Source organism: Paenibacillus mangrovi, from assembly GCF_022898935.1.
Classification (GTDB): Bacteria; Bacillota; Bacilli; order Paenibacillales; family Paenibacillaceae; genus Paenibacillus_AQ; species Paenibacillus_AQ mangrovi.
On the sequence record NZ_JALIRP010000006.1, the window covers coordinates 149,309 to 172,142 of the forward strand.

Below are 22,834 nucleotides of genomic sequence, written 5' to 3' on the forward strand. Positions count from 1 at the left end.
ATATAACATTAAGGAGAAATCTTTTTGTCACATGTTCTTAATTTCTTTCCAAAACAATCATCTGCACTTGTCTGTGCGATTTTTTCAATTTTTGGAATGTTAATGGGTGGAGTTGTAGTACATAAGAATAGAAAGGTCAGTGGATTGTAGTTTATTCCAGGTGGGAGTATCTATAGCATGAAAAAAATAATTAAAATTTTTACTAGCATTATGATTGGAATTTTCTCAGTATTTAATTTGTGGATTTTCTTTTATATTTTAGCTGACAATTACTCTTTTTATTTATCAACAACAAATATAAAGTATGCGTCAGCTGAAGCGGTAGTTCAAATGTTTAAGATCAGTATATTTGTGAGTCTAATTTTATCTTTAATGATTACTGCAATATATCTAACAATATATTTCATACAAAAGAAATCCTTTTTGATATTCAATACCATTTATTTAGCTATTCAATTGTTGGCGTTAATTTACATAATAAATACAGATAATTACATTCCCTTTATTAGGAGCACAATCTAGAACAATTGCAGATAATTCATGAAAGCGCGTCGCGGCCGGCCTTACGGGCCTTAAGGTTCTCGGGTTCGTAAGGCAAAAGAAAAAACCGCTCGCACGGTTAATTAAATAAAAGCTATCGATTTTAAGTATTCCTCAATCTTTAGTTTAGTTTCGTGGAAAGGCCTATTCTCGTGTCTTCCATAAAGGAAAAAGCCATGTTCCATACCATCATAGGTGACAAAGGTGATATCATTGCCTTCCGCTACCATGTGATCAACGAAGTCTTTATTTTGTTCGAGGAGATCATCTGCTGTTCCGCACATCCATAACGTGGGAGGCAGGCATTTTTTTACGTTGTGGTAAGGTGACATTTCTCGCGCTTGATCAAGTAGCTCGGGATAACGTCTCGTCATAATGTCAACAGCATCCATCCCCGCGGCGAAAATGATCAATGCATTTGGAATATGGTTTGTGCTTTGATTATCACCGTCATTATTCAGATGGTCGAACATAATGGAGGATACAGCGATGTACCCGCCAGCAGACGAACCGCATACAACAATTTTATTTGGATCCACACCCAGATCAGATGCATTCTCCCGCAACCACCGAACAGCGGATTTGACGTCGCATATAGCTTGAATTGGAGTAAATCCTTCGTCATAGCCAGTTCGATAATCAACGCAGATCGCAACGGCACCTTTTGATGAAAAGTATTTTGCTTGATGCTGGAAATCCGCAGGCGTTCGAGGTCCCTTGCCGAAACTGCCACCGATGAAAAACAATATAGCGCTCCTGTCATTTGGTGGGGATTCAGGCTCGAAAATGTAAAACTTCAGTTTGCGCTCACCTATAACTTTATAAGTTTCTTCTTTTACTGGAAAATCGAATGTAAACACTCGCATACCAATTCTCCTCTCAAATAATATTAGAAGGATTATACCATAATAACCCAATTAAGGTAGAATTAGAATGATAGCTTGGTTCAAATTGCAAATCCGGAAAAGATTAGAAGGGAGATGGTTCTATGAAGATAGCATTAGTTTTGTTCAGTTGAATATAAGGTATCTGTATGTACGGGTTCATTGTTGTGTGGAGCTGCTGGATTTTTGAAGGATAAGAAAGCTACAACCCATCCCAATGTGTATGATTGGCTAGAACCTTACTGTTTGGAGGTAATAAAGGACTCGTACCGGAAAGGACGTATAACAATGATGACACAAAAAGAAATGATACACATCGTACAATCACAGCTTGCAATTGACCTGAATTGTACAATTGACGACTTGAACAGAGAAAAAGACAGTGTTATTTTTGTAGACGCAAAAGAAAATCCCGGACGAAGGCCGTATCCGAGAAAAGAGCGTTATTTTGAAATTTTGTCCATGGGCAAATCAATTGTGGTATCGGCCACGCCGAAACGACTGGCTATTGCCAAAACGCAGATGCAAGGAAAAGACAGGGATACTATTTTTTCCTTGCCATTTATTAGAGGACTATACTTGCACTTTCTTCCCGATTTAGAAAAAATAAAGCCAATGTCACCACAAGACAATTTCTCGTATGAAGTGGTTGAGAAGGATGAGGTTCCTAAGTTATTGGGGCTTGAAGGATTTGACAATGCAATTATTTCTGATATGAATCATCCCTATCAAACTGTATTGGTCGCACTTGCCAAGAAAAATGGTAATATTGTTGGCATGGCAGGAGCCTGTAATGTATGTGCAAAGATGTGGCAAATTGGTATAGAAATACTCCCTGAATACCGTCATTTGGGATTGGCAACTTATCTTGTAAGCAGCTTAACTTTTGAAGTATTAAAACGTGGTTATGTACCACTTTACGATGTTATCTCAAGTAATATTGCCTCCCAAAGAGTGGCTTATCGGGTAGGATATTATCCGGCGTTTGTGACTGATTGGCGGTGTAATTTTAAGGATTTTGAAAATTAAGTATCGAAGGTGTTATATCTTATGAAGCCTTGTCCAGTTTGCCAAAGTTCAGATGTAAAAGAAACAAGTTCGACAATAACAAGACTATTTTTATGTACCTATATTTTATTAGCCTTTTATTTTTTTACGGGTGAGATTAATTCTGGGTATTTACTAGTATTAATTCTTCTCTTTGCCCCTTACATGAAAATATGTTCTGATTGTAAGAAGTCTTTCTATAGTTTCATACCTAATTGGAGCACTGCTAATTTATTTAGATGTGGAAACGAACTTAATAGATATCTGTTAGCAATGTTACCTTCGGTACTTACTATTACAATCTTAATAATTAATTTCCCTTATACAGGTCTAGGAAGAATTATTTATTTACCGACTATATTTTTAGTAAACAGTACAATAATCTTTTTTTATCTAAGAAGTCGTAGGTACTTAAATAAAATCATATACCATTTTTCGGGTGCAATTATCATCATAATAACAATAGTATTGTCAGGATTGATGTACCCACAAGATAGCGGGAAAAGCATATTTGAATTGATTTTTTCTCGGGCACCGTGAATACTGAAACGTTAGTTGATACCGTCCGAATAATAATCAAAAAAAATCTTTTCACTAAGGTGTGGCATATTATGATTCTTATGTTCATAATCGGATTGATAACTCTATATCTTATATTATTAAATTTCAAAAGGCTGAATAGGTTTAATTCTAAATTCAAAGTACTTATTATTTTATTTGTTGTTATTATGTACCTCTATGGACTAGTAAAGTATGTACAGAATTTTAGTATTGAAAAATTTAAAGAAGATTCAGCAGTTGTACTTATTGTAGCAGTAATCTTTATATTCATAGATGTTGTTGTCAGATTTAAAAGAAAAAAATAATTAAGCTTACACAGTAAGTATCGTCGCGGACACGGAATGCCACCTAAAATACATACAATATTCAAAATCCAGTACGGAGGTCTATAGAATGAGATTACATAAAAATCTGGCTATCTACCTTGGAGTAACTTGGTCGCTATTATTCGCTGTAATGAGTTTTTATTGGGCTGCTGGCGGTATGATCGGAGTCGAATCCCTGGGTGGAGAAATCTACAAAAAAGCAATGGAACGGGATCCTGCGTTTATTTCGGTAGTTTGGGTGACAGGGGTTGTCAAACTAGGAGGAGCTATTCTATTACTATTACTTTTAAAGACAAGTATCAATAAGAAAATAAGAAAAATGCTGTCATTGTTTTGCATTGTAGCAGGAGTATTTATGATTCTGTACGGATTGGGGAATTTTACAACCATTTCTTTGGCAGGATTAAATGTATTGCATTTTGATATGAGTGCTTACGCGATAAAATGGCGATTGATTATTTGGGAACCCTTCTGGATGATAGGGGGTATCTTATATGTCTTGGCTGGAAGAAGGGGATATCAATTCATCCAAAATTCATTCTAGCTGCAGTAAAAACCCTTGCTCCTGCGTTACTGCAGAAGCAAGGGTTTTTCGTTTGCAGCTTCACAGCTAAATCAACATAAACAATCGGTAATGCCGGTTGTTGAAGCTTGATTATTAGCTCAGATTCCGTTACTGCTTCAAATCCTCCATCAGTTTGACAAGTGAATGGTTGTTATTGCTTACCACGTTCTTGCGGTATTTATCCGTATACAGTCCAGCTTTGCCGTCTCCAAAGACTTGAACCGTTTCGGAGAACGAGCTGCCGGCATTCCCCGGTAATTTTTGTCCATTTTGGATAAAGTAGTTGTTCTCAATCTTGCCGTATGTCGATACCGTCGGCGCGATCTCCATATCTTTGCTTGTATTGTAAATGAGGTTGTTCGTGATTTCATTATATTTTGGAGCCGCAGGCCAATCCTCCAAAATGTTGACCAAATTCGGGTAAGTTGTACTCCATGGTGGTGTGCTGTAAGGAATCTGAGCTAGTTTTACCCTAAGAGTCCCGCCTGGCTCGGCATGATAGGCAGCCCAGTTCAAGCCGCGTTCATCCGCAAAAATGGAACGTACCGAGTTTAGCATAATATTGTGATCGATGACATTGTTTCTTCCGCCTCCGACAAGGACGGGCCGATATACGTCATCGAACAGGTTGGCGTATACGGTCGTCCCGCTCGCCATGTCATCCAAATAGACCCCGATTTGGTCATTGGCCGAGCTGTTTCGCAGCTTATGCAAATAATTGTAGCGGATCACATTTCCTTGCTCAGTCCAATCGCGTCCCATATAAATAGCCCCGGCGTCCCCTGTCTCGGTAAGAACGTTGTAAATTTCATTTTTTTCGATCAGGTGATTATTGCCGTGAATAAAAATGGCCATGTGGGGAGCGTCATGAATGTAGTTGTTTGCGACCTTGTTGCCGACTCCGAATAATTCTACTGCTGGACTGTACGTTTTTTTGAGGCGGCTAAAACGAGAGATTTCGTTGTTTACGGCATAGTTGTTCCCAGGAGTCAAGCTGACCCGGTCGCCACCAGCCAGGTAAATCCCGCCGATACCGGTATCGACAATCGTGGAACTGATAACTCCGTTATTGGTGCCGCCTTGGGTTCCGGTTTTCCGGTCGCCAATGACAACGGCAAAGCCGCCGGTTTGAACAATCGTGCAGCCTGAGATCAGATTATCCGTACCGTCTACGATTTCGATGGCCGAGCCGCGTGTATAGCCCAGATCCAATTTCTCAAAATTGATGAATGATGCACCCTGCAGCTTGATTAATGGTTCATCCATCAGGGATAGAACGATCTTGGCCTGACTGATATCTGATGGCGGGTAGAGATACAGCATTCCCGTTGACCGGTCCAAATACCATTCGCCTGGCTGATCGATTTCTTCTAAAATATTGTAGTAATAATAGCGTTGTCCGGAGCGAATGCCGTAATAGCTCGCCGTTTTCGTGGAGATGGTATTATTCGTTTTGTCGATAGAGGAGACATTCAGGTTACCATCTGCCCAATCCCAGTAAAAATAGCCAGAAAGCCAAATATCGCCGGTATCCACCCAGTTATTCGGACGCGGATCGTTGTAAACGAACGTATGCCCTTTAAGGAATTCTTCCTGAACTTTGGCATCGCTACCGCCTGGTGTATCAGGCGCATTGTTACGCGGGTTTCCGCCTAGTACAGTTACTTTGCCGATTTTGACGTAGTCGGAGTTAGGGTATCTCGAAAGCTGCAGCGATTGCTCGTTAAAGAACAGTTCGGGATTGGCGATGTTATCGAACGGTCCGAAACCGCCCTGGCGGATTTGTCCGTAATCAGTTATCCCGAGATCCGGCAAATGCAGCTGGACAATCGCATCTCGTGAATCGGCCGGCAATCGCTCCCGTATTCCTTCATCCGTTACCGGAGCAAACATATTAGCCGGAAGGCTTGCGCCGCCGATGAACTGTACTCGTTCACCCGGAAAAGCAGCATACACGATCGGTTTTCCAGGCTCTCCGCTATCCTGCTGTTCAAGTAAAAACGTATTGTCGAAACGGTACTCGCCGCCACGAATAAAAACTTTGACGCCTCCCTTAGGCAATCCGGAACTGCTTTTGAGTTGACGGATGGCGTCTCTTGCCGCCTCTAATGTTTGGAAAGGGGCATTTTTCGTTCCAGGGTTCGCATCGTTCCCGTTAGTAGCGACAAAAAAAGTCGTTTCCGCTCCCTTCACATTCTCGTCTGCAAATACACTGGGGGCAAGGGTAAAGAGATAAGTCGCAATACAAACCATACAGATCATGATTTTTCCGATCTTTCTGTTCATCATTATTCCTCCTAGCGCCTTGGTTTCAAAATAAATCCGTATTCGAGCGATTGAAAACGCTACCAGCATTATCATTGGCCGAACCGTACTGATATTACCTCCTTCTGTCAGAATATTTATAAGGTAGCATGTATGTAGAAATTGGTGTACTGTAAACATACGAAAAAACTGTACAAAATGCGTTTTTATTACAGAACTGACAGTTGATTAGACGATAAAGAAGGACATGAAGTACAAGAAATAGAACTTTTGGAAGATCAGAATTTCTTGAACGCTAGATGTTATACGAGATGGGTTTGATCCATTTTTAGGAGGCTTTTTATGAAAGGAAGATATAGGATTATTTTCACTATCATAATTATTCTTCTTGGCGTAGGTCTTATCTATCAAACTTATAAAATTGGCCAATTAAGATCTCAGATTGAAATGGTTAATCCTACGTTATCATCAAAAACAATACAATATGGCTTAGTGAAACTCGAAAGTGAAATAAGCTATCAAAAACAGCATGACTGGAAATCAGCAGAGCAATTAATAGTTAGAACACAAGATGTAATGGAAGGGATCAGAGTGACTAGGATTAAATATTGGGTTTTCCTCAGTTTGGAATGATTTCATGAAGAGAACAAATGATTTTTTGAGTTATTCGAAGTAGCTTTTTTCCGTAAGAGGTCATTCATATAAAAGATTGTGAGCTGCGGCATGGAATTTTTGGCGGCATAGTGTTAGATTTTGGACTGGTAATGGTTATCCTACAAAAGAGATAAACAAATACGAAGGAGGTCAGCAGTATGTCAGCGGATAAAGATGTCGTGCAGCAGCAAAATCATGAGGAGAAGCATTTTATGGCTTCGGACCTGATTCGGGATATCGTCATCGGTATGGCGGATGGATTAACCGTGCCTTTTGCTCTTGCAGCCGGATTATCGGGGTCCGTGTCCAATACAAGTCTGGTCGTTATTGCTGGAGTTGCGGAAATTGCCGCGGGATCAATTGCCATGGGTTTAGGAGGCTACTTGGCTGCACGTACGGACCGAGAGCATTACATTTCAGAGCTTGCGCGCGAGAAGCGGGAAGTGATTGAAATGCCTGAACGGGAACGGGAGGAAGTCGCAGATATTTTGCGCGGGTGGAGTATTCCTGAGGATGCTGTTGCAACTGCGGTCGATGCGATAGCTAAGGATGAAGATCGCTGGGTCGAATTCATGATGAAATACGAACTGGGGCTTGAGGAACCTGAACCGAAGCGAGCACTCAACAGTTCATTAACGATAGGGCTTTCCTATATTGTCGGGGGCATCATACCGTTAGCGCCATACATTTTCATTTCAAATGCGGATATGGCGTTGGCAGTTTCTGTCACAGTCACATTAATTGCTCTTTTTATTTTTGGTTATATCAAAGGAAAATTTACCGGTTCCAGACCGTTTAAAAGTGCATGGCAAACCGCACTCGTTGGCGGGCTGGCTGCTGGCATCGCTTTTATGATCGCGAGATTCATATCTTAATTTCCTTAACAAAAATGTATATCCTGAATATGGGTTTTATAGTAGAATGATGTAGATTCGATTACGCCCTAAAGCATAGGGTATGTAAAGGTGAGAAAATGAAAAAGTTTGTAGTATCGGTTATGGCTTTTATCGTTTTGCTCGGAATGACATCTTCTGCTTACGCTCACTCGGGAAGAACGGATAAAAATGGCGGGCATAATTGCTCGGCCAAGTCGAAGCAAAAAGGCCTTTGCACAGGATATCATTATCACAACAAGAGGAAATAAGTGGTGTACAACATCATTATGGAACCCAGCCAGAAGGCTGGGTTTTGTATTATTGTGAGAGGAATTCATAATTAAATGAAGATTCGAACAATATGAAGGAGGAAATCATGTCATTCATCAACGTTTTGGATCAAGGCTATGTTAGGCTCGTCAACCATATGGGATCGGATTTAACGGTTGTTAACGCGGCCCGCGTATCGTTTGCTAAGGAATCTCAGGAGCTTTCGGAAAAAGATATTCGGCTCATCAAGTTTCTGGCCAGGGAAGGCCATACTTCGCCGTTTAGACATGTGATTGTACAGTATGAAATTTACGCTCCCCTCATGGTTGCCAGACAATGGTGGAAGTATGTTATCGGTTCTTCGCACGCAGAGGGAACAGGGGACAGCATGGAGGCGTGGAACGAATCCAGCCGCAGATACATTACGGAAGAACCGGTATTTTATGTTCCGGGGTCGGAAGAATGGAGGAGCAAACCGGAAAATTCCAAACAAGGCAGCGGGGAAGTACTCGGGACTGAGAAAGGTGAAAAGTTAACAAGCGAGCTGCTGGAATACATAGAACTAGGCGTCCAGAAATATGAAGCGGCAATTCAAAATGGAGTGTGTGCAGAACAGGCAAGGCTTTTTTTACCTGCTTATGGCATGTACGTCAGATGGTACTGGACGGCATCGCTGCAGTCGGTGTGCCACTTTTTACATCAAAGACTTGAACATGATGCGCAAAAAGAAATACAAGATTACGCCAAGGCGATTCTGGAGCTGAGCAGGCCGTTATATCCTTCTTCGATTGAAGAACTGATCGGGAAGAGTGAATAGTTAGGACAGGCGAATAGCTTTTACCGAAAAAAAAGGGGGATGGATCATCGAATTAATTTTTATACGCCATGGTCAGGGGGAGCATAACTTGGATGTACCAGGGCGGTTTGATATCATGCATCCCCATTTGACGAACAAAGGCAAAATACAGGCAGAACAATTGAAAGCTTTGTTTGATTTGTGTAACGATGATCTTTCTATCGCAAGTCCAACGGTGAGAACTATAGAAACGTTAGGCATATTAACCGAAGATCTTACATACTCCAAGAAATATATCACTCCCTTAGTGGGCCCGAGAATGTTTCCGCAGAACCCCGAGTGGACGACCTTGATATGTGATTTCCTGCTTTCTATTGAATCCGTCGAACAGCATTATCCGAATCTCATACTCAGGATCGAGTCAATCAGGTCCTCTGGGAGAAAGGCATTAACGAAATCGATGGAAGACATTTTGAAAAGCTGGGCCACGGGCTGCTGGATTGGATCAAGAATCAGGGTCATCGCCGAGCGTTTCTCATAACACATGACGGTACGATCAACAGCTATCGGCAGCTTTTAGGTCAGCAGGATTTAACGAGATCTGATTTTTTAGGTGAAGCCGGGTATTATATTTCCTTTTTGAAAAGTGAGGGATACTGAATGGAGAAGAATACCAGCTTGGATTTTTATGATGAGCTTTCGGAAAACTACCATTTGATTTTTCACGACTGGTACCAAGCGGTTCAGTGGCAGGGGAACTTTTTTAATGGCTTCATTCGCTCTCATTATCCGCGGAAGGACGAGGAAGAGATCAAGCTTCTGGATGCTTCTTGCGGTATCGGTACGCAGTCTTTGGGCTTGGCACAACACGAGTTTGAGGTAACAGCAACAGATTTGAGCCCACGATCGATAGAAAGGGCCAAGCGGGAAGCCGAGAAGCTAGGGGTTCAAATCTCGTTTGGTACGGCGGACTTTCGGACTTTGGACGTAGATGTTCCTGGGCAGTTTGAGGTGTTCTTATCTGCGGATAATGCGGTTCCCCATTTGCTAACCGATGCAGATCTGGAGAAGGCATGCCGGAATTTCTATGACAAATTGGAAAGTGACGGACTGCTAGTGATCTCCATAAGGGACTATGACCACGAAATTCTAAAAAAGCAGCGGGCGACGTTACCCAGGGTCATGGATGGCGGCAAACGGATCGCTTTTCAGGTGTGGGATTGGGCCGAAGGCACAAACGCATATATAACGAATCAATTCATTATGCAGGAGATCGACGGGGAGTGGCAGACCAAAGTAAACAAGACAACCTACAGGGCGTTATTAAGAGAGGAATTGAGCGAGGCTTTAAGAAGCGCAAGGTTTCAAGATATCCGTTGGCACATGCCTGCGGAGTCTGGGTATTACCAACCGATCGTTACGGCCAGAAAATGAAAGTTTGAAATACCCGCATTGGCGGGGATCAATTGAGGGTTGAAGGAACGAAGGTTCCATCAGCCCTCATGTTTTATTTCTCACACGCAATCAAATCTTTGCCATGGTCCAATCAATACAACACTCATGCCCATGAGCAAAGCTTTCTTTAACATCTTAAAATCACCACTTCCTATATTATGTAATTATAGTAAACTATGATTATCTCTATAGACAATAGCCGATATTTTGAATGAACGGAGGTTATTTATGCCTTGGCCCATGGTTCATTTTGCAGTAGCGGAAAAAATATCTCTATCGAATCCTTCACCCGAACTATTAATTGGCAGCATTTCGCCGGATGCGATCCATGCGCGGGATCCTGTGACGAGAGCGGAGAAGGGGCTTACCCATTTGGTGAGTGAGGGCCGGTTTGCAAGCATTGAGACGCTTAAAATGAACTATATTGCTTATTTAAATAAGCACGCGGATGCTGAGTGGAAAGAGTTCGTGAAGGGGTATTTTGCCCATATCTATACGGATATGCGTTGGACTGAAGCCTTGTATGCCGATTTTTCGAAAGCGTATGACGAAGAATCAAGCAAGATCAGGGATACATATAATCAAGAAGTCAGCCAAGTCGAGTTTGTTTTGATGCGATCTGCCGAGTGGGCGGATGGGGCAATCGCCAAATTGCGGCAGGCGCAGGTGTATGCCATGGAGCCCTTCGTAACCAAGGATGAAGTCAGCAAGTACAGGGATATCAAACTCGCATGGCTGCTGGATCCGTCGAACGAGCCGGGAATCGAAACCAAGTATTTTATTGAAGATGCGGTGATGCGTTTTATCGAGAATACAGCGAACGAGCTTATCGACTTATTCCGCGAATGGAATTTGGAGGCTGAAAGGAGTTAATAAATATGATGCATATCCAAAATATTCAACGCGAGCAGGCAGATGATTTTTGGAGGCTAAGGCTTGAAGCGCTTAAATCGAATCCAGAGGCATTTGGCTCTTCCTATGTCGATCAAGTGCACACCCCGATGGAAGAGGTTCAACTGAAGATCAACAACATGTCCGATAACTATATTCTGGGGGCTTTTTCAGAAGATAATGTTCTGATGGGAATGGCCGGATTCCGGCGAGAGCAGGGCATGAAGGTCTGTCATAAAGGAATGATCTGGGGCGTATATGTGTCTCCTGAACACCGGGGTCAGGGAATCGCGAGAAAGCTCATGCAGGAAATCCTGCACCGAGGAAAAGAAATCGAAGGGCTGCGGCAAATCCAGCTGACGGTCGTGACTGCTAATCATACGGCAGCGGAGCTGTATAAAAGGCTGGGCTTTGTTACTTATGGAATCGAGAAGGATGCATTGATCTATCAAGGTCAGGCGTTTGACGGAGAGTTGATGGCTTATTTTATCTAAAATGAATTTATAGAGGTGAAGCATGGATCAACAAGTTCTCCAAATTGCAAAAGCTCTGGCTACCCGCATCATACGTCAAGCCGGACAAATCGCCAAAGATAAGTTTGATGACATTGCCGATGTGCAGTTCAAAGACGAATTCGGGGATGTCGTCACAGAAGTAGACCACCTCGCTGAGGGGTTGATCCTGGGGCAGATTCAAGATGTTTTCCCTGAGCATCAAATCCACAGTGAAGAAGCAGGATGGGTTGGATCAGACAGTGATTGGCTGTGGCTGATCGATCCGCTGGACGGGACGAATAATTTTGCGATCGGGCTGCCGGTATTTTCGGTATCCATCACGCTCATGTACCAACAGCAGCCTGTTCTTGGAGTCGTGTACGAGCCGATGACGGATCGTTTATTTGTCTCTGCGAGAGGAGAGGGGACGTATTGCAACGATAAGCCGGTTCATGTGAAAAGAAGCCCCAACTTCCTGAAAGGAAATATAGGCTGGATTCAAGGCCATAAAGTTCAAAATGATCCAACAGCGGTTCAGCTGCGGCACTTCATAGATGTCAGATGTAAAAGAATGATGCGCCTGTGGGCGCCAACCTTACAGTGGTGCATGCTCGCCAAGGGGGATTTGGATGGCATTGTTTTGTACAATTCGGAGGGAGACGATTTATACTCCGGGATCTTGATGGTTAAGGAAGCAGGCGGCGCGGTCATTGATTTTGACGGTAACCCGTTTAACGGTATGAGCACGGAACCTTATATGATTGCTTGTCATCCGGACCATCAGCAGCAACTGCTGCAGCTGGTAAGAGAGGGCCTAGGGGCAAGGTAAGAAAAATAAACAAATCGTGAGCTATTTATCGAAGTAATGAATAAGGCCGGGGCAAAGCCCTGGTCTTTTTTTATGCGAAAAAACGGCACTATAACTTGAAATGTTTGCTAGTTTACACAAGTTGGTCAAAATTGATATTTAAAATGTAAGCCCCTACTTACAGCAAAAATGACACATTGTCGCGTTGTCATTGTATATTGTCAATCGCTTTTCAGTATTGATGTACAGCGCTTTCATGGATGACGAAAAATGACATATTTACTCAGATTCTGCTGGTCCTCTATTGTTAGACATGTAAGCGCTAGCAAACATTGCATACGGTGAAAGGTGAGCTAGAGCAGAGACAATCTACGAACAGGAAGGGGTGATCCTATGCAGGATATTAAGGTAGCCGCCACAGGTCATGCGCGACTGAATTCGCGAAGAGCAAGCAAAGGGATATGGAAGAGAATCGTTCAGAACTGGGAACTGTATATCTTCATTGCACCGGCTTTTTTCTACTTTCTTATTTTTTCTTATGGACCGATGTACGGCATCCAAATCGCATTTAAAAACTTCATTCCAACAAAAGGGATTACGGGAAGCCCATGGGTCGGTTTCGACCACTTTGAACGCTTCTTTCATTCCTACTACTTTTGGGACTTGCTGTGGAACACGCTAAGCATCAGCTTATACGAACTGGCGATTGGATTTCCGATCCCGATTCTTCTGGCACTTGCCTTTAATGAGGTGAGGACGGGCTTCTTCAAAAAGATGGTCCAGACGGTCACATACGCGCCGCACTTTATTTCCGTTGTGGTCATGGCCGGGATGATCATTACGTTCCTGTCCCCGTCGACAGGGATCGTTGTTCATATCATTGAGGGTCTTGGCTTTAACGCTCCAGACTTTCTGACCGATCCGAGATGGTTTAAGTCGATGTACGTATTCTCGGGGGTATGGCAGAGTGCGGGCTGGGGGACGATCATTTATTTGGCCGCGCTGTCGGGCGTGGATCCGGGTCTGCATGAAGCAGCGATCATCGACGGAGCATCGCGATTCCAGCGTATTCGTCATATCAACATTCCAACGCTCATTCCGACGATGACCATTTTGCTCATTTTGAATATGGGAAGTCTGTTTGGAGTAGGATTCGAAAAGATCCTGCTGCTGCAGAATCCACTGAATATGGAATCATCTGATGTCATCTCCACATTCGTGTACCGTTCAGGGCTTGTGGACGCCCAGTACAGCTTCTCGACAGCGGTTGGCCTGTTTAATTCCGTGATCAACGCGGTGCTGCTGGTTGTCGTGAATCAGGTTGTCCGCAGGACGAGCGAGAATAGTTTGTGGTAGAGAGGAGGGACACGTATGCTGTCAGGTGTGAAAGAAACCAAACGAGACAAATTGTTTCTGGTTTGCAATTATATTTTTGTCTCACTAGCTCTACTGATTGTTTTATATCCGCTGGTGTATATGATCAGTGCGTCGATCAGCGATCCGAAGTATGTCGGCTCCGGGGAGATGTGGCTGTGGCCGAAAGGGATTACCTTTGACGGATACAAAAGAGTGTTTGAGAATTCGAGCATTTGGACCGGCTACAGAAACACCATTGTGTACACGGTGGTCGGGACGGCGATCAATCTGGTCGTTACGCTGCCGGCAGCTTATGCGCTGAGCCGCAAGGATTTTGTGGGACGCAACTTTTTTACAGCTATGTTCATGTTCACGATGTTTTTCGGGGGTGGCCTGGTGCCAACCTATTTGCTCATCAAACAGTTGGGCATGATCAATACGATTTGGGCTATTGTCATTCCGTCAGCCGCATCGATCTGGAACATCATCGTATCCCGTACGTTCTTCCAGAGCTCTATTCCGAGAGAGCTTCAGGAGGCTGCTCAGATTGACGGTTGTACCAATATGAGATTGTTCATCAAGATCATCCTGCCGCTGTCGATGCCGATCATCGCCGTTATGGCTTTGTTCTATGGGGTAGGGAACTGGAACAGCTATTTCTCGGCTCTCATTTATTTGAACGATACCGCCAAATATCCGCTTCAGCTGGTGTTGCGCCAAATCCTAGTCCTGCAGCAAATGTCTGCGCAGGGAGGCGGAGCCATTGACGCTTCGACTGCAGCAGCTATGAACAGTAAGGCAGAGATTGCGGAGCTTGTCAAATACGCGGTTATCATTGTAGCGACGGTACCAGTGATTGTGATTTATCCTTTTCTTCAGCGTTATTTCGTTCAGGGTGTTATGATTGGTTCCGTAAAAGGTTGATCTTTGCATACAACATAAAGGGGAGATGTTCATAATGAAAAATCTACGCAAGGCATCATCTATTTTACTCTGTCTGACGCTATCTGCGACCATGCTAGCCGCATGTGGTTCCAAAAACGATGGCGGTTCTTCCTCTGTCTCTTCCGGTTCTGCCAGCGCGGAAAGCGTGAAGAAAGAAGGCTTTCCGATCGTAGACAAACCGATTACGTTGACGATGATGTCGCAGGATGCCGGTGTGGCGGATTGGAACCAAATGCCTGTACTTCAGGAGATGGAGAAGCTGTCCGGAATCAAGTTCACGTATCAGCTCGCGCCGATTGACAGTTTTGCTACCAAGAAGAATCTGGTTTTTGCCAGCGGAGACCTGCCTGATGTATTTTACGCTGCAGATCTGAAGCCGGCCGAACAAGTAACCTACGGTTCGCAGGGTGTTTTGATACCCTTGGATAAATACATCGATGAAGGCTACGCCCCGAACATTAAGAAAATATTTGACGAGCATCCGGACATCCGCAAATCGTTTACGACGCCTGACGGACATATCTATGCGCTTCCGAATATCGATTTGTCAGCTGTATGGTACCGCGGTCCAATGTGGTATAACGGTAAATTCTTGAAAGCGCTCAATGTGACGGAGCCGAAGACGACGGACGAGCTGTATACTTTCCTGAAACGAGTAAGGGATGAGGATCCGAACGGCAACGGTAAGAAAGACGAAATTCCGCTGACTTCTGTGAAGCTGGATGATTTGCGTATGTATTTCCTCGGCTTCTGGGGTATTTACGATGAGAAAGTCTACGCTGATAAGGATGGAAAGGTTCACTATACGCCTCAGGAAGAAGGCTACAAAGGATATCTAACCTTCATGAACCGTCTGTGGAAGGAAAATCTGCTGGATCATGAAACCTTCTCGCAAACGCCTGAACAAAAGAAAGCTAAAGGGCAAAACAATCAAATTGCGTTATTCAGTGACTACTTCCCATACTTTACACTGGGCGGAGAGCCAAGCACAGACAATCCGCTGATGACGCCGGTGAAGAGTGAGGTGCCAGGTTCTCCGGTCTACGGTAAGCATCCGGGTATTTCCGCGAATGGAACCTTTGCCATCACTAGCCATAACCCGGCTCCGGAAGCGACGATGCGCTGGATCGATTACCAATTCAGTTATGATGGCGCAACGCTGTTTACGCAAGGACCTGAGAATCTGCTGTGGAAATACAAAAATAAAGAAACCCATGAGAAAGAGTGGCTGCCTGTTCAAGGAGGAAAGGACCGGGAGGAAGTCCGAGGTACGATTACACCAAACTATGGCATTCAAACTCCGGGAATGAGCTCAAGCGAATTGACCAAGGGGCTGAAGAGCGATTTTGATGCCTGGATCGATAAAGAAAATACAGAGAAGCTTGTACCGATCGGCAAGGCTCCTTACCCTAACGTCTATCTGACGAATGAGGAGCAAAGCGAAGCGTCGTCCCTTTTCTCTGACCTGGATACGTACGTGCAGCAAATGGAAGCGAAATTCATAACAGGCCAAGAGCCGCTATCCAATTGGGACAAGTATGTGGCGCAAATCAAAAAAATGGGCGGGGATCGCATCGTCGAGCTGTATCAAGGCGCATACGACCGCTGGAACACGGGGAAATAAGCCTGCTTACGCATAAGAAAAACGTCTATCGACGTACCTTCACAGAAGACAGACCGCGTTTAGATGTCGTTTTTCTTGCGATATAAGGATGTTGACTCTTCGAAGATTATTCTTTCTTAAATCTTAGCAAAAATGAAGCCAACATGTCCCGGTCCCAGATGCCCGGGTGTTGGCTTTCATATTAATTTCCGGGACCCCCACAAAGTACCTGAATCAGCTTTGAAGCAAAGTCTCCACTTTGTGGGGTTATCTTGTTATTCGTCATCCAAATCGTTTACGGATGCGCCGCCTTCCGTGAACATTTTACGGTATTGTCCTGGTGTATAACCGGTTTCCTTCTTGAATTTACGGATGAAGTTAGGTGTATCTAGATAGCCGACCTTCAGGATAATGTCTTTAAGTGGGTCGTTCGTCATTTTCAGCTGATGCATGACTTCTTCCATTCTTTTTTGCCATATATATTGAATGAAATTGAGGCCCATTTTGTCCTTGAACGAACGGCTGACATGGGATGGCGAGATGCCGAATTCAAAGGCCACCGTCTCCAGACTTAAAGTGTTATCCGTATAATGACCGTCGATATAAGCAACGATTTGATCGATGATCGACTGCTCTTCCTTCTGATTGTCCTGCTCTACCTGGTTGCAAATCTCGGATGCGAGATTCAGCAGGCTGCGCTCCAGTTCATCTAAGGAATTACTGTAAATCATGTTCGGTGCGACTTGCTGCATCATGCCGTGGTTACCAAGCTCGGATGCGGTCTTGAGTATCGTATTCAAAAGATCAAAGCAGATGCACCGGGTAAGCAGAGCAGACAGCTCGGACGTTCGCAGGCTTTGGATGGCTGAATGGATCATTTGTGCCGCCACATCGTAGCTGCCCTGCTTGAGACTCTGCGAGAGTTTCAGCAGCGTATTGTTCGGAATCCAGAATGCATGATCCGGTGTGTACGACAGCTTCTCGAAGTAGGATACAGATCCATGGTCGGTAGATACGCGCATCTCGAACGCCGAGCAGGCTTCAATAAAGGACTGGTTCAGCTGATCTAGATTTACATAGCATGTGCCTACTCCGATCATAGGGATCATGTCGAACGATTCGAGCATATGGCTTCGCACAGCTTCGACAATCTGCTGCATATGCCAGATTTCGTCCATTGTGCTGCTGAGATTGAAGCTGATGATGAGGCCGAGCTGATCCAACTGCGACAGTTCCACGCCATATCCGTGGGCAGCGAGCTCCGGGAATTCGATCTGGGTAAGCAGTTCCAACAGATCTTGGCGTTCCTGCTGGCCATTCTGTTCATTTTCGTCCCAGCCGATCACCATCACGAAATGATGGGAACGGTCGAAATGAAGATCAAAGGCTTCCTTCAGTTCAGGCGTAAGGCTCTGTGCACTGCCGTACTTGAGCATCATGGACAAAAAATGATTACGGGCGAAAGGTTCTTGAAGGTCGATTCGCGAACTATATTCCTGTAGGGCAGACCGGATCCGGTCAAGTTCATTTAGGGTCAGCTTGGAACCGCTTTCGGAAGCCTTCGCACCGGATTTGGAATCTGCGAATTCGACCAGCATGGAGATCGGCTGGTACTGCATTCTGGCCAGCACGAGTGCGATCGCGGCACCGACAAGCACGACGATGAAGAACAGCATGATGATGAAGCTGCGCACATGCAGGACGCTGCTGAAGAATTGGGCACTTGGCATGATGGTTACGTAGGTCCAGCCATTATTTTCCGATTTTACGGATACAATGGAGTGCTCCTGCCCGTTCAGGTTCCGGTTCTGAATCCCTGGAGACAGGTTATCGAATAATGACTTTGCATCAGCGCTCGATAATGCTTCGCCATGGCGATTGTCCACCAGAACATGACCTTCATTATCCAGAATGTAAGTCAAACCCTGATATTTTCCGAGAATGGAGTCAATCAGGCTCGTAAGCTCGGATTCCTTGATGAGATACATGACCGTTCCATGCGGATTCGAACTGTTCGGCGTAATAGGAATCAGATAAGCCAGCATCGTTTCCTCGCGCCCGGATGGTTTGCTTACGATATCGGCCGGACGCATCGTCGGATATTTTACGGTATTCAGGTTTTGAAGCAGGACATCGCCTTTCCAATTTTGAAAACTTACATTGCTGGTGAACACATCAAGATTGTTCAGGCCTTTACTGGAGTAAATTTTGTCATCCTTATGAAAATACAAATAGATCTCGTCAATAATGGAGCTGGTGGATTTGTATTGATCCAGCGCCTGAATGGCTTCTCCGCTGTAAATCGGGTCATGAACATGGTAGGGTGTCAGCCTTTTGTCGTAGGAGATGCGGGAGGCGATTTCGCTTAGCTCTTTCATCCGCGCGTCAATGATGACCTTGGTTTGCGTTAATTGGGCGAGCCGGGATTGTTCGATTTCGGAACGTAAATTCGAGACTGCATTTTGATAGATAAATATGGTCATCAGCACTAATGGGATTAGCAGAATGAACAAATAGGACCAGATATATTTCATGAATAGCTTGGATTTAAAGTAGTTCGGTTTCAATGATTCTGCCTCCTGTTCACTCAAGATGATTTTAATATAGCAACAAAACCACCTTTTGGACATAGACATCAAGATGGAGATTATTAAATCTTGAGGCTGAAAGTAACAGGAGAGGAACAAATGATAGATCAAATGATAGATCAAATGGAGGGATAACATGAGTGAAAATAAGCTGTTAGAAGAAGAGATAGTCGCCCAGGAAGGGGTCCATAATTATAGCAGCGAAGAACAATGGGTAAAGCCTGAAGATCCGCTGCTGCTTGAGCGGCTGGAATGGTTTAAGGATCAGAAACTGGGACTCATGATGCATTGGGGTCCGTATTCACAGCTCGGTGTCGTAGAATCATGGGCCTTAAGCGACGCGGATGGGGAATGGTCCCGTAATGGGATTGACTGGAATGTTGATGCGGAAGAATTAAAGCGGCAGTATTTTAACCTCAACAAGACCTTCAATCCGCTCCGCTTCCAACCTGAGCTGTGGGCTGATCTTGCTGCGGAGAACGGCTTCAAATATTTGAACTTTACGACCAAACATCATGACGGCTTCTGCATGTGGGATACTCATACGACCGACTACCGCATTACGGGGCCGGATTGCCCATTCCATACGCATAAATATGCCGACATCGTGAAACAGCTGTTCAATGCATTCCGCGCAAAAGGCCTCGGCATTTCCGCTTATTTCTCCAAAGCCGATTGGCATACGCCATACTACTGGGCACCGGGGATGAAGCCAGGAACCTCAATGTGGCGGGGACCGTCCTACGATCCAAAGGAATATCCTTGGCTGTGGGAGCAGTTCGTCCGGTTCACCCATGAGCAGATTATGGAGCTGATAACGAATTACGGCCGGATCGACGTGCTCTGGCTTGATGCAGGATGGGTCAATGACTATCGCGATCAGAACATCAGACTGGGTGAAGTGGTGGAGAAGGCCCGCCAAATCCAGCCTTGGCTGCTTTCGGCAGACCGCACGGTGGGTGGACCTTACGAGAATCTGATCACACCTGAGCAAACGCTGCCCGAACATGCGCTGCATGTGCCGTGGGAGAGCTGCATTACGATGGGCACGTCTTTCTCCTTCCGCTACGAGGACAACTATAAATCGGTACGCCAACTCATTCATCTGCTCGTGGAAATTGTGGCTAAAGGCGGCAACCTCGCACTTAATGTCGGACCTCAGCCCGATGGTAGACTTTCTGAAACCGCCATTTCCCGGATTCAGGGGATGGGAGCATGGCTGAAGGTTTATGGAGAGGCGATTTACGGAACTCGGATTTGTGAACCTTGCTCGGTTGGCCAGGTTAAATTTACCCGAAAAGACGACACCACCTACGCCTTCCACTTGTATAAGGATGAACATGAGACGGTTCAAGAGGAGCTGCATTTGCCGCTTACAGCCGATTTTAGCCGGATTGATCTGGTTGGAGGGCAGGACAATCTTGAATACCGCCGCACGGACAAAGGTGTCGTAGTCCGTCTTCCGGATACGGAGCGTCAGGCCGGGGCACCAATCGCGCATGTATTCCGAATCAACCAATAAATAACTTCAATATCGTATAAGAAGGGTGCTGACCTGATATGCAAAAATGGTTTGAGGAAGCGAAATTGGGCATTTTCATTCATTATGGCATTTATGCAGTCGACGGGGTTGCCGAATCATGGTCTTTTTATAACGGGCGGATTCCGTATGAACAATACATGAAACAGTTGGATGGCTTTACCGCGTCTAAATTTAATGCGGACTACTGGGCCGATCTGATTGAGAAATCAGGAGCGAAGTACGCCGTACTTACGACCAAGCATCACGATGGCGTCGCGCTGTGGGACACGCAGTACAGTGATTTGAACGTCGTGAAAAAAACGCCGGCCAAGCGGGATTTGATCAAGGAGTACGCTGAAGCGGTCACGAAAAGGGGTATCCACCTCGGTATGTACTTTTCGCTGATCGATTGGTCGCATCCGGATTATCCAAGCGTGTATGCAAACGGCATGGTTCCGGAGGATTTGAGCCAGGTCAATAAATATTCGAATCCAGTCGACGGTGTGCAGGACGAAGAGAAGTGGCAGAAGTTTTTGAAGTTTAATAATGATCAGCTGAAGGAAATTTTATCGAACTACGGCAAGGTGGATCTGTTATGGTTCGATGGTGATTGGGAGCGGAGCGCCGAGCAGTGGAATCTGCCGGAGTTCAAGCATTACCTGAAATCATTCAATCCAGACCTCATCATCAACTCAAGGCTTCAAGGACACGGAGACTATAAGACGCCGGAGCAGGGACTTCCGATTACCAGACCTGAAGGTCCGTGGGAATTCTGTACGACGATTAATACCTCCTGGGGCTATGTACCGACAGACGACAAGTATAAATCGCTTAATCAGATCATCCGTATGTTCTGCGATTGCATCTCTCTGGGAGGCAACATGCTGCTAGATATCGGTCCAAGGGAAGACGGGACGATTGATCAGCGGCAGGAGGATATTTTGCTGGGTCTTGGCGAATGGATACGTACGCACGAAGAGGCGGTCTTTGGAACAGAGGAAGGGATCATGACACGCTATTACCTGGGAGGCAGCACGATTTCCAAAGACCGGAAGACACTGTACCTTTTTGTCTACGACGATCCGAAGGAGAATGTATGCCTCAAGGGATTATGCAATAAGATCCGTAAAATCACGGTGCTCCACTCGGGCAAAGAGCTTACGCATGAGATTCATGGCGGCGTCCCATGGTTCAACATTCCGGGAACGACATGGATTCATATGACCGCCGAGGACTCGCATGATCAGGTTACGGTGCTGAAGCTGGAGTTCGACGAGGAAGTGGAAATGTACGGAGGCTCCGGCACGGTCGTAACGCATAATTAAAAGGGAACCCCAAAATTCAAAGATATCCGGAGGGAACGACATGAACCGAAGCGGAGTACCTGAGCCTAAGATCGAATATGCTCCCAAGCATTACATATGCCGGCGCGCAGCAGAGCCCCTTGTGTTAGACGGGCAGCTCGATAAGCCGTTCTGGCAGACTGCGGATTGGACGGATGATTTCGTGGATATTGAAGGCGACCTGCGCCCAAGACCTGCCAAGCAGACACGCGTCAAAATGTTGTGGGACAACGAATATTTCTACTTTGGGGCGGAGCTTATTGAGGACCAGATTTGGGCGACGCTTACGGAGCGGGACTCGGTCATCTTTTACGATAATGATTTTGAGATCTTCATTGATCCGGATGGGGATACCCATCAGTATTACGAGTTCGAGATCAACGCGCTGAATACGGTGTGGGATCTGCTCTTGGTGAAGCCCTACCGTGACGGCGGCCCGCCGGTAAACGGCTGGGACATCAGCGGGCTAAAGACGGCGGTACATATCGACGGCGAGCTTAACCGTCCGGAAGCCGCGAACCGGAAATGGAGCGTGGAAGTGGCGATTCCATGGAAGAGCTTGAGAGAATGCGCGGTAGAAACCCGCCCGCCGATGAAAGGTGAATTTTGGCGCGTGAATTTCTCCCGTGTTGAATGGCAAACCGAGGTACAGGACGGGGAATACCGTAAGCTATTGAATCCGGAAACCGGTAAGCCTTTTCCAGAAGACAACTGGGTATGGTCACCGATGGGCATTATCAATATGCATTATCCGGAGCTGTGGGGTTATGTCGTATTCGCAGACGGCGAAGGTCCGAATACGTTCGAGCTGCCGCAGGATGAACGCATCAAGTGGGAGCTGCGGAAGCTTTACTACCGCGAGCGCAATTATTACGAAGCAGAAGGGAAATTCACCGAAGAGGCGAAGCTCCTGATGGGCGATGATTCATGGAGCATTGTACCGGAGATCGAAACGACTCGGAGTCTGTTCCAGATTACGGCTTCTTCATCGGACGGGACCGCAGTGTACTGTATCCGCGAAGACGGAAAGCTATGGAAGGAGTGAA

20 protein-coding genes and 1 pseudogene are annotated in these 22,834 nt (G+C 45.3%); 18 read left to right on the plus strand and 3 right to left on the minus strand.

Annotated elements, in window-relative coordinates; genetic code table 11:
* Positions 1-623: 623 nt before the first annotated feature.
* Positions 624-1,406 (minus strand): alpha/beta hydrolase, encoded by a 783-nt coding sequence (locus MUG84_RS15940; RefSeq protein WP_244726382.1) that lies wholly within the window; start codon positions 1,404-1,406, stop codon positions 624-626.
* Between the two features lie 147 nt (positions 1,407-1,553).
* Between MUG84_RS15940 and MUG84_RS15945 the strand changes: the two are divergent.
* From MUG84_RS15945 to MUG84_RS15955, 3 genes and pseudogenes are all read left to right on the plus strand, one after another.
* Positions 1,554-1,685: pseudogene (locus MUG84_RS15945) on the plus strand (DJ-1/PfpI family protein); the annotation flags it as partial.
* A 27-nt stretch (positions 1,686-1,712) separates the two neighbouring features.
* The gene (locus tag MUG84_RS15950) at positions 1,713-2,453 is read left to right on the plus strand and encodes a GNAT family N-acetyltransferase (protein ID WP_244726385.1); all 741 of its coding nucleotides are present in this window, start codon (positions 1,713-1,715) and stop codon (positions 2,451-2,453) included.
* Between the two features lie 972 nt (positions 2,454-3,425).
* Positions 3,426-3,902: a DUF3995 domain-containing protein gene (locus MUG84_RS15955; RefSeq protein ID WP_244726388.1), complete on the plus strand. Its 477-nt coding sequence runs from the start codon at positions 3,426-3,428 to the stop codon at positions 3,900-3,902.
* Between the two features lie 129 nt (positions 3,903-4,031).
* Here the strand turns inward: MUG84_RS15955 and MUG84_RS15960 are convergent, their stop codons facing one another.
* Complete coding sequence (locus tag MUG84_RS15960; RefSeq protein ID WP_244726390.1) at positions 4,032-6,212, minus strand: right-handed parallel beta-helix repeat-containing protein; 2,181 nt, start codon at positions 6,210-6,212, stop codon at positions 4,032-4,034.
* Between the two features lie 318 nt (positions 6,213-6,530).
* Here MUG84_RS15960 and MUG84_RS15965 point away from each other — a divergent pair, with 318 nt between their 5' ends.
* From MUG84_RS15965 to MUG84_RS16020, 12 genes are all read left to right on the plus strand, one after another.
* Entirely contained in the window at positions 6,531-6,821 is a 291-nt protein-coding gene (locus MUG84_RS15965) for a hypothetical protein (protein ID WP_244726392.1), read from the plus strand.
* Positions 6,822-7,000: 179 nt separating this feature from the next.
* Positions 7,001-7,717: a VIT1/CCC1 transporter family protein gene (locus MUG84_RS15970; RefSeq protein ID WP_244726395.1), complete on the plus strand. Its 717-nt coding sequence runs from the start codon at positions 7,001-7,003 to the stop codon at positions 7,715-7,717.
* Between the two features lie 146 nt (positions 7,718-7,863).
* Positions 7,864-7,986: a YHYH domain-containing protein gene (locus tag MUG84_RS15975; RefSeq protein WP_244726879.1), complete on the plus strand. Its 123-nt coding sequence runs from the start codon at positions 7,864-7,866 to the stop codon at positions 7,984-7,986.
* A gap of 107 nt (positions 7,987-8,093) precedes the next feature.
* Entirely contained in the window at positions 8,094-8,804 is a 711-nt protein-coding gene (gene thyX, locus MUG84_RS15980; protein ID WP_244726397.1) for an FAD-dependent thymidylate synthase, read from the plus strand.
* A 61-nt stretch (positions 8,805-8,865) separates the two neighbouring features.
* Complete coding sequence (locus MUG84_RS15985; RefSeq protein WP_342346125.1) at positions 8,866-9,324, plus strand: phosphoglycerate mutase family protein; 459 nt, start codon at positions 8,866-8,868, stop codon at positions 9,322-9,324.
* 119 nt (positions 9,325-9,443) lie between these two features.
* On the plus strand, positions 9,444-10,217 hold the full coding sequence (locus tag MUG84_RS15990; RefSeq protein ID WP_244726401.1) for a class I SAM-dependent methyltransferase: 774 nt from the start codon (positions 9,444-9,446) through the stop codon (positions 10,215-10,217).
* A 249-nt stretch (positions 10,218-10,466) separates the two neighbouring features.
* Positions 10,467-11,111: a hypothetical protein gene (locus tag MUG84_RS15995; RefSeq protein ID WP_244726403.1), complete on the plus strand. Its 645-nt coding sequence runs from the start codon at positions 10,467-10,469 to the stop codon at positions 11,109-11,111.
* A 5-nt stretch (positions 11,112-11,116) separates the two neighbouring features.
* Complete coding sequence (locus tag MUG84_RS16000; RefSeq protein ID WP_244726406.1) at positions 11,117-11,623, plus strand: GNAT family N-acetyltransferase; 507 nt, start codon at positions 11,117-11,119, stop codon at positions 11,621-11,623.
* A gap of 22 nt (positions 11,624-11,645) precedes the next feature.
* Entirely contained in the window at positions 11,646-12,452 is an 807-nt protein-coding gene (locus MUG84_RS16005) for an inositol monophosphatase family protein (protein WP_244726408.1), read from the plus strand.
* Positions 12,453-12,824: 372 nt separating this feature from the next.
* Positions 12,825-13,787 (plus strand): ABC transporter permease, encoded by a 963-nt coding sequence (locus tag MUG84_RS16010; protein WP_244726410.1) that lies wholly within the window; start codon positions 12,825-12,827, stop codon positions 13,785-13,787.
* Between the two features lie 15 nt (positions 13,788-13,802).
* Positions 13,803-14,711, plus strand: a complete 909-nt coding sequence (locus MUG84_RS16015; RefSeq protein ID WP_244726412.1) for a carbohydrate ABC transporter permease — start codon at positions 13,803-13,805, stop codon at positions 14,709-14,711.
* A 34-nt stretch (positions 14,712-14,745) separates the two neighbouring features.
* Positions 14,746-16,356, plus strand: coding sequence for a type 2 periplasmic-binding domain-containing protein (locus tag MUG84_RS16020; RefSeq protein WP_244726414.1), 1,611 nt, complete (start codon positions 14,746-14,748; stop codon positions 16,354-16,356).
* Between the two features lie 254 nt (positions 16,357-16,610).
* Here MUG84_RS16020 and MUG84_RS16025 read toward each other — a convergent pair whose 3' ends face one another.
* On the minus strand, positions 16,611-18,902 hold the full coding sequence (locus MUG84_RS16025; RefSeq protein ID WP_244726416.1) for a helix-turn-helix domain-containing protein: 2,292 nt from the start codon (positions 18,900-18,902) through the stop codon (positions 16,611-16,613).
* A 157-nt stretch (positions 18,903-19,059) separates the two neighbouring features.
* On the opposite strand from MUG84_RS16025, the gene MUG84_RS16030 reads away from it, so the two are divergent.
* The 3 genes from MUG84_RS16030 to MUG84_RS16040 are packed head-to-tail and all read left to right on the plus strand — an operon-like array spanning position 19,060 to position 22,833.
* Positions 19,060-20,445 (plus strand): alpha-L-fucosidase, encoded by a 1,386-nt coding sequence (locus MUG84_RS16030; RefSeq protein WP_244726419.1) that lies wholly within the window; start codon positions 19,060-19,062, stop codon positions 20,443-20,445.
* A gap of 38 nt (positions 20,446-20,483) precedes the next feature.
* A complete protein-coding gene (locus MUG84_RS16035) occupies positions 20,484-21,770 on the plus strand; it encodes an alpha-L-fucosidase (RefSeq protein WP_244726421.1) in 1,287 nt (428 codons plus the stop codon).
* Between the two features lie 40 nt (positions 21,771-21,810).
* Positions 21,811-22,833, plus strand: coding sequence for a carbohydrate-binding family 9-like protein (locus MUG84_RS16040; RefSeq protein ID WP_244726423.1), 1,023 nt, complete (start codon positions 21,811-21,813; stop codon positions 22,831-22,833).
* Position 22,834: the final 1 nt, after the last annotated feature.

Excerpts from the sequence above, each read along its gene's own strand:
- MUG84_RS15950 (WP_244726385.1), top strand. The coding sequence starts at position 1,713 with ATGATGACACAAAAAGAAATGATACACATCGTACAATCACAGCTTGCA.
- MUG84_RS16000 (WP_244726406.1), top strand. The coding sequence starts at position 11,117 with ATGATGCATATCCAAAATATTCAACGCGAGCAGGCAGATGATTTTTGG.
- thyX (WP_244726397.1), top strand. The coding sequence starts at position 8,094 with ATGTCATTCATCAACGTTTTGGATCAAGGCTATGTTAGGCTCGTCAAC.
- MUG84_RS15970 (WP_244726395.1), top strand. The coding sequence starts at position 7,001 with ATGTCAGCGGATAAAGATGTCGTGCAGCAGCAAAATCATGAGGAGAAG.
- MUG84_RS16010 (WP_244726410.1), top strand. The coding sequence starts at position 12,825 with ATGCAGGATATTAAGGTAGCCGCCACAGGTCATGCGCGACTGAATTCG.
- MUG84_RS16015 (WP_244726412.1), top strand. The coding sequence starts at position 13,803 with ATGCTGTCAGGTGTGAAAGAAACCAAACGAGACAAATTGTTTCTGGTT.
- MUG84_RS16020 (WP_244726414.1), top strand. The coding sequence starts at position 14,746 with ATGAAAAATCTACGCAAGGCATCATCTATTTTACTCTGTCTGACGCTA.
- MUG84_RS15975 (WP_244726879.1), top strand. The coding sequence starts at position 7,864 with ATGACATCTTCTGCTTACGCTCACTCGGGAAGAACGGATAAAAATGGC.
- MUG84_RS16035 (WP_244726421.1), top strand. The coding sequence starts at position 20,484 with ATGCAAAAATGGTTTGAGGAAGCGAAATTGGGCATTTTCATTCATTAT.
- MUG84_RS15965 (WP_244726392.1), top strand. The coding sequence starts at position 6,531 with ATGAAAGGAAGATATAGGATTATTTTCACTATCATAATTATTCTTCTT.
- MUG84_RS16005 (WP_244726408.1), top strand. The coding sequence starts at position 11,646 with ATGGATCAACAAGTTCTCCAAATTGCAAAAGCTCTGGCTACCCGCATC.
- MUG84_RS15955 (WP_244726388.1), top strand. The coding sequence starts at position 3,426 with ATGAGATTACATAAAAATCTGGCTATCTACCTTGGAGTAACTTGGTCG.
- MUG84_RS15995 (WP_244726403.1), top strand. The coding sequence starts at position 10,467 with ATGCCTTGGCCCATGGTTCATTTTGCAGTAGCGGAAAAAATATCTCTA.
- MUG84_RS15960 (WP_244726390.1), bottom strand. The coding sequence starts at position 6,212 with ATGATGAACAGAAAGATCGGAAAAATCATGATCTGTATGGTTTGTATT.
- MUG84_RS15940 (WP_244726382.1), bottom strand. The coding sequence starts at position 1,406 with ATGCGAGTGTTTACATTCGATTTTCCAGTAAAAGAAGAAACTTATAAA.
- MUG84_RS15990 (WP_244726401.1), top strand. The coding sequence starts at position 9,444 with ATGGAGAAGAATACCAGCTTGGATTTTTATGATGAGCTTTCGGAAAAC.
- MUG84_RS16040 (WP_244726423.1), top strand. The coding sequence starts at position 21,811 with ATGAACCGAAGCGGAGTACCTGAGCCTAAGATCGAATATGCTCCCAAG.
- MUG84_RS16030 (WP_244726419.1), top strand. The coding sequence starts at position 19,060 with ATGAGTGAAAATAAGCTGTTAGAAGAAGAGATAGTCGCCCAGGAAGGG.